The sequence below is a fragment of the Methyloversatilis sp. genome, from assembly GCF_030696805.1.
Classification (GTDB): domain Bacteria; phylum Pseudomonadota; class Gammaproteobacteria; order Burkholderiales; family Rhodocyclaceae; genus Methyloversatilis.
The window spans coordinates 1-10,950 of sequence record NZ_JAUYRO010000023.1 but is presented as its reverse complement, the minus strand read 5'-3'; the positions used below and the strand labels follow the sequence as shown (position 1 = coordinate 10,950).

Here is a 10,950-nt window from a genome sequence, read left to right as displayed (position 1 = left end):
TTCGAAATGCGCCACGGCGTGATCGACGCGCGGATCGCGGACGGGGTCCGCTCCTACGAAAAACCGTCGATCGCAGCAACCTTGCCGCCCTTCGTAGGAGCCTGCCCTGCAGGCGATTCCGGTCTTCGAAATGCGCCACGGCGTGATCGACGCGCGGATCGCGGACGGGGTCCGCTCCTACGAAAGGCATCCATCATCGCGCCTTTCGTGGACGTCGGTCAGGGCTGGCGCGTCACGGCGGCGCGGATGTCGGTGAGCTTGGCGCGGATGCGCTCGGCGTTGGCCTCGCCCATGCGCAGCATCATCTTCTGCCCCTCCGACAGTTTTTCCAGTTCCGGGTCGGCGAAGGTGTACAGCACCTTCGGCTGCTTGAGCCGGATCGGCGCGGGCACGACCGGCGTGGCGAGCAGGTGGTCGATCACCTCGACCAGGCGATTGTTAAAATAGCCGTTCGGATAGCCAAGCTCGACGTACTGCTGCTGGAACAGCGGGTAGTGACGCACGTACAGATCAACCAGCTGCGCGGTCGGTACCATTTCGGCCAGCTGCACATACACGTCATAGCGCGCGCTGTTTGTGGCGTCGAGCGTCAACGTGTCACCACTGCCGGCGGTGACGGGCGGACCCGCAAGCGGTTTGACCGGCATGAGGCGGCGCGTCACCCGTTCGCGCGGCAAGTTGTCGACGGTCACGACGATGCGGCGCACGATGTCAGTCGAGCTGAAGTATTTGTCGAACGAGGCGCCGAACAGCCCGCCCAGTCCGTCGCGCATCACGGCGTCGCTGTCCACCGGGGCGGCAGACGGCGTCGCCGGAGCGGCGTCGGGCGGCGGCGTGATCGGATAATTCGGCAGCGCGACCGGTGTTTCGGCTGGTACAGATTTGGCTGACGGCGCGACCGCCACGGGCGGCGCATCGGCAGGCGGCGATTCCTTCTGCATATATGTATACAGCGCAGCCGCGCCGGCCAGTACCACGACGACCAGTGCGCCCTTTGTCCACGTGTTCATCCGGAGTCCTCCCTTTTTTTAGTCATGTTGTCGATGGACCCGGAAGGCGGCAATGGATTTCACGCCGAAGCATGTCCGGATGTAACACGTTGCCGGCTTGTGGGCCCTACCATCGGACCTACTATCGACCTTCTACACTGCTTGCGGAAAGCTCCCATGACCGACAGCCCGATCGAACTTGTCATCGCCGCACGCCACGCCGACCTGGGCAATGGCCTCGTGGTGCGCCGTGTGCTGCCGTTTTCCAGGCGGCGCATGGTCGGCCCCTTCATCTTTTTCGACCACGCCGGGCCACTGACCATCGCCGCCGACGCCGTGCGCGCCGCCGACGTGCGGCCGCATCCGCACATCGGCCTGTCCACGGTGAGCTATCTGCTCGGCGGCCAGATGACCCATCGCGACAGTCTGGGCATCACGCGGGTGATCCACCCGGGCGAGGTGAACTGGATGACGGCCGGGCGCGGCATTTCGCATTCGGAGCGCTTCGAGCATCCGGCGTCGTTCGTCGGCGGCGGGCTGGAGCTGCTGCAGTCGTGGGTGGCACTCCCGGAGGCCGACGAAGAGTGTGATCCGGCGTTCGACACCTACCCGGCCGACGCGCTGCCGGTGGCCGACGAAAACGGCGTCTGGATGCGCCTCATCGCCGGTGAGGCATACGGGTTGCGCAGCCCTGTCAGGACGCATTCACCCTTGTTTTACGTGCATGCCGCGCTGCAGCCGGGCGCGCGTCTGGCGCTGCCCGAGGCGCACGCCGAGCGGGCTATTTATGTTGTGTCGGGCTGCGTCGACATCGCCGGGGCCCGCTTCACCACCGGTCAGATGGCGGTGTTCGCGCGCGATGCCGACAACACGCTTCAGGGGGTGGAGCCTTCCACCATCATGCTGCTCGGTGGCGAGCCGCTCGGCCCGCGCCACATCTGGTGGAACTTCGTGTCGTCGCGCAAGGAGCGCATCGAACAGGCCAAAGCCGACTGGCAGGCCGGGCGCATCGCCTTGCCGCCGCACGACAACCAGGAGTGGATCCCGCTTCCTGGGTGACGATGTCCGTGTTTTCATGAGCGCAGCGTACGCGCAACCGTCGCAGTAGCGGTTGAGTCCGCGCGCGGGTTACGTGCGGATCGCGGACAGGGTCCGCTCCTGCGAACAGCGAGCCGTCTCGGTTTTCGCAGGAGCCCTCCACGGCCGGCCCTGCATGGCCGGCCGGCTTTGCGGGCGGCGAGCTGTGCTCGCCGAAACCCCCGCTCCGCCCCCGCAGGCGATCCCGGTCTCCGAAAATGGAAACTCCGCTTGATCAACGTCCGGATCGCGGACAGGGTCCGCTCCTGCGAAAAACGTAACTCTTTTCGGGGCAGGTCGCGGCCGTCGCGCTTCAGCCCGGCACCAGCTTCCTGTTGGCGGCGCCGGGCAGCATGCGCAATGCGGGGCCGTTTGCCACGGTGTAGGTGCGGCTTTTTACGGTGCTGACATAGCGCCATTCGGCTCGGCAGGCCTGCGCCGTGACGGTGACCAGCATGAAGCCGCGGCGGGCGGTGTCGGCGTACTGCAGCGGGCCGATGATCTGGGTCAGACCGGCGGCGACGGCGAGCGGGTTTTCGGCCGGGAAGTATTCTTCGAAGCCGGGCGAGGTGACCGACGACGTCGCGAATTCGACACCGACGCGGTTACCGGCGAAATCGGTCAGATCGCTGGCCCAGGCGTTGTGCGTGTCGCCAGCCAGCACAACCAGATTCTTGTCCAGCGCGCGGGCGGTGCCGAGCAGGGTTTCGCGTGCAATCGCGTAGCCGTCCCAGGCGTCGAGGTTGTACGGAATCGCCGGCTGGGCAAGTACGAATTGTTCCTGCGGCGTCAGCGTGGCCGGCGCGGTCTGCGCCTTGAACACCAGCGCGCTGTACTGCGTGAAGCTCACCTGGCCCAACACGAGCGGCGCCGGAATGTTCATGCGGCCCATCAGCACCTGCTGGCCCAGCATGTCCCACGTGGTATCCGACTGCGCCAGCTGCAGGCCCAGCCAGTCGCCTTGTTCGGCACCGAGCAGCGTGCGGTTCGGGTCAGTCAGGTCGGCGGTGAAGCGCGCGGTGTCGAAGCCGCTTGCGCCGAAGTAATTCGCGTAATCCATCTGTTCATCGCGGCCGATGACGCGTGTATCGAGCATGTGCAGCGACAGCAGGTTGCCGAAGCGGAAGCTGCGGTAGATGCGATCCGGGCGGGCCGGATCCGGCAGGCGGGTCGGCATCCACTCGTGATACGCGCGGATGGCGGCGGCGCGGCGATCAGTGAACGCACCCTCGACGCCTTCGGTGTGGTTTTCTGCGCCTTCGCGCCAGGTGTCGTTGGTGATTTCGTGGTCGTCCCACACGGCGATGACCGGCAGCGCGGCGTGCAACGCCTGCAGATCGACGTCGGTGCGGTACTGCGCGTGACGGGTGCGGTAGTCGTCCAGCGTGATGATTTCGTCGGCCGGCTCGGACACCCGGCCGAGCGCGGCGGCGTCCTGCGAGGCGTAACCGCTGCGCGAGTATTCGTAGATGTAGTCGCCCAGATGCACCGCGGCGTGCAGATCGTTCAGCTTCGCCACTTCGGCATACACGTTGAAGTAGCCGGCCGGGAAGTTGGAACAGGACAGCACGGCCAGCTTGATCTGTTCGACGGCGCCAGCCGGCAGCGTGCGCGTGCGCCCGGCCGGTGACAGCTGGCCGTCTGCGCGGAAGCGGTAGTGCAGGCGGGCATTTGCCGGCAGGCCGAGCACGTCGGCTTTCACCGTGTAATCGATGTCGGCGCCGGTCAGCACGCGGCCGCGGCGGATGATGCGTGCGAAGGCGGCGTCGAGCGCCACTTCCCACAGCACGGCGACCGTGCCCGGGCGGGTCGGCGAGACACGGGTCCAGATGATGACGCGGTCGGTCAGCGGATCACCGCTCGCCACACCGTGCTGGAACAGGCTGCCGGGTGCGGCCAGCGCACTCGCCGAGCGGACGACGGCCGAACCGGCGAGCGCGCCGGCACCGACGCCGCGCATGAAGTCGCGGCGGGAAAACATATTGCTGGGCATGGGAGCACTCCGGGCGATGAATGGCCCGGAGTGTGGTGAGCGCGGGTGACACACCGATGACGGATTGTTGACGACAGCTTCAGCCAGGCGACACGCCGCTGTCACACGCGCGCTCTATCGTCGGCGGCAATCTCGTTACCTTCCGGAACACGCCCGATGAACAAAGTCCTGCTGGCTCTCTGCGCTGCCTTCTCGATCGCCCTGCCCGCCCACGCCGTCACGCTGGAAAGCGTCACGCTGAACGGCAATCTGCTTGACGCCTCGTTCAGCACGTCGTCGCTCATCGCACTCGACATTTCGCTGCTGAACAACGATCCGCTGAGTTTCAGCTTCGTGCTGGATGCCGATGACATCACTGCCGGCTGCGTCGACATGAACGCCATCCTGCGCGACGTCAGCGGCTTCGGTATCGGCTCATTCACGCTGACGACCGGCGGCGCACCGATTTCGGTGGTGACCGGTTCGCTGCTCGCCAGCACGGTGAACGGTGATCTGCTGACCAGCGACTACTTCGCTGGCGCGCCGGTGGCCGAGTTCTACTTCGGCAACCCCTTCCTCGAAGACGGCCTGGTCGACTGGCGCATCGGTTTTTCCGGCCTCTCCGCCGGCGACCGCTTCACCCTCGACCTCGCCATCACTCCCGCCGTGCCAGAACCGAGCGAGTGGATGCTCCTTCTCGCCGGCATCGGTCTGATCGGCGTCAGCGCCGCACGCAAGCTGGGCCGCTGAACAGCCCGATGCGGCGCGGGTAAGGCCGGCTTACGGGCAAACATGCCAAACTGAGTTTTCAACGCACCGATCGCGGGCAGGGTCCGCTCCTACGAAGGGCCAAACCGTCCAGGTTTTCGTAGGAGCCTGCCCCGCAGGCGATTCCCGTCTCCGAAACAGCGACATCGCGTGACAGACGCACCGATCGCGGACGGGGTCCGCTCCTACGAAGTGCGAACACCGTCGCGGTCTTCGTAGGAGCCTGCCCCGCAGGCGATTCCCGTCTCCGAAACAGCGACATCGCGTGATCGACGCACCGATCGCGGACAGGGTCCGCTCCTGCGAAGAACATCGCCGATCTCGCGCGGGTGAAATATGCTTCATGGATGCCTAACTCACCGCATCAAAGCCGCCTTCGTATCGGTCGCCACTCCATCGCGGGGCAGGTCTATCACGTGACGATCGTGACCCGCGACCGCATTGCCTTCTTCGCTGATCTCCAGAATGCGCGCACAACGGTGCTGACGCTGCGCGCCGCGTCGGACCTCGGCGATGCGGAGACGCTTGCCTATGTGCTGATGCCGGAGCACCTGCACTGGTTGATGACGCTCGGACCACACCGACCCTTGCACCGCGTGGTGCATGCGTTCAAGTCCGTCAGCGCCCACCGGGTGGGTCAGCCGGTCTGGCAGCGCAGCTTCCATGATCATGCAATGCGAACCGACGAGGACTGCGTGGCAGCGGCGCGCTACATCATCGCCAATCCGGTACGCCGCGGTCTGGTCGAGCGGGTGGGCGACTATCCGCACTGGGACGCTGTCTGGCTTTAGTGGGTGCCAATAAGCCATCGCGGACAGGGTCCGCTCCTGCGAAGGGCGAACAGCGTCGCGGTTTTCGTAGGAGCCGTCCCACGGTCGGCCCTGCATGGCCGACCGGCTACACGGGCGGCCAGCCATGCTCGCCGAAACCCCCGCTCCGCCCCTGCAGGCGATCCAGTCCAAAAACAGGCGCCATCGTGTGATCAACGTGCGGATCGCGGAAAAGGTCCGCTCCTGCGCGGAGCAAGTCAAGATAGTTGTCGCCTGATTCATGCGACTGACGCGAGTAAGCCTTCGACATGAAGCGCGGCGTTGGCGACGGCGTCACGCTCCGGATTGAGGGTGACGACGCCGATGGTCGAGATTCGCGGCTCTCTCCATCAACCCCGGCCGAGCCACTGTTTCAGCAGCGCCCTGGCCGGGGCGCTGACGCGGGGGGCGATGGCGATCTTCGCCTGATCGGCAGGGGCGGCGTCCAGGCGGACGCGGAACTTCATCAGCTCGTCGCGGCGGAAGGCATTGATCTTCACTTCGTCGCCGGGCTGACGGCGCTTGAGCAGGTTGTCGAGCGTGCTGGCGGTGATGCGCAGGTTGTCGAGCGCGACCAGCACGTCGCCGGCGGACAAGCCGGCGCGCTGGGCGGCGCCGTGATCGAGCACCTGGGTGAGCTTCACGGTGTCGCCTTCATTGGCGGTCTTCACGCCCAGCACCGGCGCGGTTCCGGCGGCTTCGAAGCTGAGCTCTACGCCAACTGCGCGCAACAGGTCGTCGAGCGGCAGCTCTTCGGTACCTTCGGTCGCCTCGGCAAAAAACTTCTTCAGCTTGAGCCCGCTGACCGCCTCGGCGGCGCGGCGCACGCCGTCTTCCGGCACGCCGATACCGGTCTGACCGTGCTCGAGCCACAGGCGGCGCATCACGTCGTCGAGCGACACGGCGCCGCGCGTCTTGCTGCGCAGCGTGAGGTCGAGCGCCAGCGCAACCAGCGCGCCCTTGGTGTAGTAGCTGACGATGGCGTTGGGCGCGTTTTCGTCCTGCCGGTAGAACTTCACCCAGGCGTCGAACGACGAATCGGCCAGGCTCTGCTTGAGCCGGCCGCCCCCGCGCATCACCTGGGTGACGGTCTTGGCCAGCAGCTTGAAGTAGTCGTCCTGCGTGATGACGCCCGAGCGCACCAGCGCCAGATCGTCGTAGTACGAGGTGAAGCCTTCGAAGGCCCACAACAGGCGCGTGTAGTTTTCGCGCGTGAGATCGTAGGGCTCGAAGGCGGCCGGCTTGATGCGCTTGATGTTCCACGAGTGGAAATACTCGTGGCTGCACAGGCCGATGAAACCGCGATAGGCGTCCGACATCGCGCTGGCGCCGGGCGCCGGCAGGTCGTTGCGCGAACACAGCAGCGCGGTGCTCGACCGGTGCTCCAGCCCGCCGTAGCCGTCGCCGACCGCCATGACCAGAAACACATAGCGCTCGAACGGTGCCGGCTCGCCGAACAGCCGGATCTGCCACTCGCAGACGCGGCGCAGGTCTTCGCACAGGCGCGCGGCGTCGATATCGTGGTGGCCGGTGATCGCCACCTCGTGCGGCACGCCGCAAGCCTTGAAGGTATGCAGCGCAAAACTGCCCATTTCGACCGGGTGATCGATCAGCTCGTCGTAACTCGCCGCGCGGTACAGCCCGAAGCCGTGCCGCTTGGCGCCGGCCCGACCGCCCGCTTCGGGCAGCGTCGTCGCCACCCGCCATTCCTTGTAGGTGCGCCCGGCCGGGGGGCGGATGTCCACCTCGCACGGTTGCTGCTCGGCGCCCTGCACCATCAGGAACACGCTGGATCCGTTGAAGAAGCCGTGCGTCGTATCGAGATGCGCCGCGCGCACCGACAGATCCCACGCATACACCTCGTAGCGCACGCGCAGCACGCCCTCGCACGGCGCGGCCTGCCAGGTGTGCTTGTCGATTTTGGTCAGCGGCACCGCGCGGATGCCGTCGCGCGCTTCGATGTGCACGATGTGGCGCGCGAACTCGCGAATCATGTAACTGCCGGGAATCCAGGCCGGCAACGACAGCCGCTGGCCGTCGGGCGCCGGCCTGGCGATATCGATCTCGACCTCGAACAGGTGGGCTTCGGGGTGGCTGGGCGTGATGCGGTAGCGGATGGCGTTCATGTCGCATGGCTGACGTGGAAACAGTTGCGATTTGACCACAGCGCCGGGCAGCCGCGTCACCGCAGTGCGACCGGATCAGGTCCGCATCGTCCTACACGGGGTGTCGGCTGCACCGACAGGCAGCACCGCCCCGCCCGCCTACAGTGACGCCATGGCTGAAGCGCAGGCTCGCAGCCACCCTACTTACGCAAGGAGAACAACCATGAACACCAACGCAGAAAACCCGCAACGCCGCGCCTTGATGACGCCGGCCTTCCGCCTCGCCACCGCCGCCGCCCTCGCGCTGACGCTCGCCGCCTGCGGTCAGCCCGATCAGGACGCAACCATCGGCCAGAAGCTCGACACCGCCATCGCCGCCACCGAAAAGAAGGCCGACGAACTGGGCGAACGCGCTGAAGCCGCCGCCGACCGGGCGCAGGTCAATGCCGCAGAAGCGACCCGCGACGCGCGCGTATCAGCCGGTGAAACCACTTCCCAGATGGGCGACTTCATCGACGACGCCGCGATCACCGCGGCCGTGTCGGCCCGCCTCGCCGGCGACCCCGACCTGAGCGCCATCAAGATCGACGTCGACACCCGCGACGGCAAGGTCACGCTGAGCGGCCCCGCCCCGACCGAAGCCGCCCGCGCCCGCGCCGCCGAACTGACGATCTCGGTCAAGGGCGTGCTCGGCATCGACAACCAGCTGGTCGTGACCGCCGGCTGACACCGCCGCAGATCGCCAGTCGCGCGCAGACCGGGCGGCACCGCCCGGTCGCGGCTGAAACGACGTCCTGACTCATTTTCTTGCCCGAGGAGAGATGACATGCCGAACTTTCAGACCCGCGGCCAGGCGGCCGCCCCGCCCAACGCCGCCACACCCATCGCCGCCTCGCGTTTTCCGCTCGCGCGCTGTACGGGCGTTGTGCTGCTGGGCCTGATGCTCAGCGCCTGCGGACCGAAGGAAGATCCGGTAGCGCTCAGCGAACCCACGGTCGACAAGGAACTGGCGATCGTGCTGAACCAGACCGAACAGGTCGCCGAAGAGGTCAAGGCACAAGCCGGACGCATTGCCTACGAAGCCGACATCAACGCCAGCGCTGAACGCCGCGCGGCCATCCGGCTCGACGCGCAACGCGCGCGCGCCGAAGCGGAACGCGAAGCTGCCGGAGCGGCAAACGCCGAATCGGCGACCCAGACGCTGCCCGATTCTCTCCCCTCGTCGCCGCCCCGCCCGCCGACTGCCTCGACGTCAGACCCGCAAACGGCCCCCATGGCCGCCGGCGATCTGCCGCCAACCGCCGCCGGAGCACCCGCCGACGCCGCCCCGCCGCTCGACGACGCCGTCATCACTGCACAGATCGAAGCATTGATCGAGAAAGACGCCGAACTGGCGCCACTCGACATCGACGTCGCAACCCTGGACGGCAAGGTGATCCTCAGCGGCACCGCCCCCTCCGAAGCCCTGCGCGCCCGCGCCGCCGAACTGGCCGTGACGATAGACGGGGTGATCGGCATCCTGAATCAGGTCATCGTGAAACCGGCCTGACTCAGGGCAAATGCGCTGAACAGCGCGACGAGTCGAAGACCAAACGTTGAATGAAGGCCCGCCCAGTGCGGGCCTTTTTGCGTTCAGGTGGCAGACGCGCGGAAGCATAGGGAATCTACATATGCTCTGCTGATCGCTGCGCCGCTCTCGCGCCAGTGAACAGAGAAGCCCTCGATCCACCGGGGTGGAGGACATGCGCATGAACAGGTAAAGTTCGAAAACCGCGATACGGGATAAGGAATCCGGGTGAGGTTTTTGACGCCGGATTTCATTCAGCAGTTATGCAGCACAGTGGAAAGCAAGCGGTTGATAACGAAAGAGAAATGAGAAGATGCTTGATAGTAAAACAGGGGTGGAACGTCTGTTTATCCATCAAAACTGCGGTAGAAATTAACGTTAGCCCACATACTCGAATTCAATGCGCGTAACGTCCGTCTCCGGTGTGCATCCCTTGTGCGTAGCGCAAAACATCGCCACGAATTCGGCTGGCGTCATGTCCGGGAACCCTTCGCGCTTGCATTCGTCGTCGCCGAAAACGCTGTCGGTCAGCCAGCGCAACGGCTCGCGCCTCACACTCACCACGCGCAGCGGGGCGCGCAACGGCTCGATCTTATCTCCTGGCTTGAGGCCCATGCACTTTTTCACCGGGCGCAGCATGTCGCCTGGTTTCAGGTGCAACCATCCCGCCCTTCGTGTCACTGTCTTGCTGCCGTTCCGTATCTGGTCGGTCGTCAGCGCAAAGCTCATGTTTCGCATTCTGTTTCTCCGTTGTGTCCTGTGGGCTAACCCTACGGTCGACCCCGTTCGCTTCGCTCTCTGGACGCTGCGCGATAAAGCCGCGCAGCGCCGGTCACCTACACGTTAGGCATTTGAGGAGATTTCTATGGGCCTGCATGTGAACTCCGTCTCTGACCTCCCGCTGTCTGAAAGCAGGGCCTACTACATCTACGTTCTGGACTACTACAGCTGGGATGAACCTGTATCTAATGCTCTACAGGCGAACGTTTCGAAGATCGCGTCTTTCTGTGCTGCGAACGATGCGGTCATGATCAAAGGCCTTCCTGATAGTCACCTTCACTCTGATGTGCTGTCGTGGGTTGGCATAAACGGTCAAGGGCCCGGTACTGTTCTACCCGCACTGCTAATCACTACTGCACATCCCCGCTACTTCATCGAAGCCGATAACCAACAACATCCGAAAGAGATTCGAGAGTCCATGGTCTTTCTGAAGATCCGCGACATCTGCAAAACGCCTGGCGACGTAGTCGACCTCCTCGAGAAGGTCTTTGCAGACATCAAGGATAGAAAGAAGATTCGAGACTTCGCAATCGCTCATGAACTTCGGGCAGGAGAGCACGGCGCTTTGGTAGATGCTCTGATTCTTGAGCCAAACATCTCGGGCCTAGGTGTAGATATAAAGAAACTCGTGTCATGGTTCAAATCCCGCGGCAGGAAAGCTGATGCCTAACGATTAAGGTTAGATCGTGATCGCGAAGCGAGCCACGATCTGAACCGGTTGTTGAACAAGCCCGGTCCAGCCGTACTGCAGATTGCTTTTTGTCGTTCAGCCCGGATCCGGGCTGCTCGCCCGGTGAGCGCTTCGGGTTCCCCCGAATTGAAGTGCCCCGCACCGCCCGATGCCCGCTCTGCCCCCGTTTTTCGCTGCTCGCTGCGCAGTTTC

At 65.0% G+C, this 10,950-nt stretch carries 10 protein-coding genes; 6 read left to right on the top strand and 4 right to left on the bottom strand.

Annotated features, from left to right (window positions below; all coding sequences use genetic code 11):
• Positions 1 to 218 precede the first annotated feature (218 nt).
• Positions 219 to 1,010 (bottom strand): DUF3014 domain-containing protein, encoded by a 792-nt coding sequence (locus Q8R75_RS02860; protein ID WP_305614364.1) that lies wholly within the window; start codon positions 1,008 to 1,010, stop codon positions 219 to 221.
• 156 nt (positions 1,011 to 1,166) lie between these two features.
• Here Q8R75_RS02860 and Q8R75_RS02855 point away from each other — a divergent pair, with 156 nt between their 5' ends.
• Entirely contained in the window at positions 1,167 to 2,048 is an 882-nt protein-coding gene (locus tag Q8R75_RS02855; protein ID WP_305614365.1) for a pirin family protein, read from the top strand.
• A gap of 331 nt (positions 2,049 to 2,379) precedes the next feature.
• Here the strand turns inward: Q8R75_RS02855 and Q8R75_RS02850 are convergent, their stop codons facing one another.
• Positions 2,380 to 4,059, bottom strand: a complete 1,680-nt coding sequence (locus Q8R75_RS02850; protein ID WP_305614366.1) for an alkaline phosphatase D family protein — start codon at positions 4,057 to 4,059, stop codon at positions 2,380 to 2,382.
• Positions 4,060 to 4,215: 156 nt separating this feature from the next.
• Here Q8R75_RS02850 and Q8R75_RS02845 point away from each other — a divergent pair, with 156 nt between their 5' ends.
• Together Q8R75_RS02845 and Q8R75_RS02840 are read left to right on the top strand one after the other, a co-directional pair.
• Positions 4,216 to 4,788 (top strand): PEP-CTERM sorting domain-containing protein, encoded by a 573-nt coding sequence (locus Q8R75_RS02845; protein WP_305614367.1) that lies wholly within the window; start codon positions 4,216 to 4,218, stop codon positions 4,786 to 4,788.
• A 434-nt stretch (positions 4,789 to 5,222) separates the two neighbouring features.
• The gene (locus Q8R75_RS02840; RefSeq protein ID WP_305614794.1) at positions 5,223 to 5,597 is read left to right on the top strand and encodes a transposase; all 375 of its coding nucleotides are present in this window, start codon (positions 5,223 to 5,225) and stop codon (positions 5,595 to 5,597) included.
• A gap of 368 nt (positions 5,598 to 5,965) precedes the next feature.
• Here the strand turns inward: Q8R75_RS02840 and Q8R75_RS02835 are convergent, their stop codons facing one another.
• Complete coding sequence (locus tag Q8R75_RS02835) at positions 5,966 to 7,741, bottom strand: M61 family metallopeptidase (RefSeq protein WP_305614795.1); 1,776 nt, start codon at positions 7,739 to 7,741, stop codon at positions 5,966 to 5,968.
• 202 nt (positions 7,742 to 7,943) lie between these two features.
• On the opposite strand from Q8R75_RS02835, the gene Q8R75_RS02830 reads away from it, so the two are divergent.
• Together Q8R75_RS02830 and Q8R75_RS02825 are read left to right on the top strand one after the other, a co-directional pair.
• Positions 7,944 to 8,447 carry a BON domain-containing protein gene (locus Q8R75_RS02830; protein WP_305614796.1) on the top strand — a complete coding sequence of 168 codons (504 nt, stop codon included), beginning with the start codon at positions 7,944 to 7,946 and terminating at the stop codon, positions 8,445 to 8,447.
• Between the two features lie 99 nt (positions 8,448 to 8,546).
• Positions 8,547 to 9,269 (top strand): BON domain-containing protein, encoded by a 723-nt coding sequence (locus Q8R75_RS02825; RefSeq protein ID WP_305614797.1) that lies wholly within the window; start codon positions 8,547 to 8,549, stop codon positions 9,267 to 9,269.
• A 396-nt stretch (positions 9,270 to 9,665) separates the two neighbouring features.
• Here the strand turns inward: Q8R75_RS02825 and Q8R75_RS02820 are convergent, their stop codons facing one another.
• Positions 9,666 to 10,016: a hypothetical protein gene (locus Q8R75_RS02820; RefSeq protein ID WP_305614798.1), complete on the bottom strand. Its 351-nt coding sequence runs from the start codon at positions 10,014 to 10,016 to the stop codon at positions 9,666 to 9,668.
• A gap of 136 nt (positions 10,017 to 10,152) precedes the next feature.
• Between Q8R75_RS02820 and Q8R75_RS02815 the strand changes: the two genes are divergently transcribed.
• The gene (locus tag Q8R75_RS02815; RefSeq protein ID WP_305614800.1) at positions 10,153 to 10,737 is read left to right on the top strand and encodes a hypothetical protein; all 585 of its coding nucleotides are present in this window, start codon (positions 10,153 to 10,155) and stop codon (positions 10,735 to 10,737) included.
• Positions 10,738 to 10,950: the final 213 nt, after the last annotated feature.

Bases quoted from the DNA above. Each gene is read 5' to 3' on its own strand.
- Q8R75_RS02830 (WP_305614796.1), top strand. From the start codon at position 7,944: ATGAACACCAACGCAGAAAACCCGCAACGCCGCGCCTTGATGACGCCG.
- Q8R75_RS02860 (WP_305614364.1), bottom strand. From the start codon at position 1,010: ATGAACACGTGGACAAAGGGCGCACTGGTCGTCGTGGTACTGGCCGGC.
- Q8R75_RS02825 (WP_305614797.1), top strand. From the start codon at position 8,547: ATGCCGAACTTTCAGACCCGCGGCCAGGCGGCCGCCCCGCCCAACGCC.
- Q8R75_RS02815 (WP_305614800.1), top strand. From the start codon at position 10,153: ATGGGCCTGCATGTGAACTCCGTCTCTGACCTCCCGCTGTCTGAAAGC.
- Q8R75_RS02835 (WP_305614795.1), bottom strand. From the start codon at position 7,741: ATGAACGCCATCCGCTACCGCATCACGCCCAGCCACCCCGAAGCCCAC.
- Q8R75_RS02820 (WP_305614798.1), bottom strand. From the start codon at position 10,016: ATGAGCTTTGCGCTGACGACCGACCAGATACGGAACGGCAGCAAGACA.
- Q8R75_RS02850 (WP_305614366.1), bottom strand. From the start codon at position 4,059: ATGCCCAGCAATATGTTTTCCCGCCGCGACTTCATGCGCGGCGTCGGT.
- Q8R75_RS02855 (WP_305614365.1), top strand. From the start codon at position 1,167: ATGACCGACAGCCCGATCGAACTTGTCATCGCCGCACGCCACGCCGAC.
- Q8R75_RS02845 (WP_305614367.1), top strand. From the start codon at position 4,216: ATGAACAAAGTCCTGCTGGCTCTCTGCGCTGCCTTCTCGATCGCCCTG.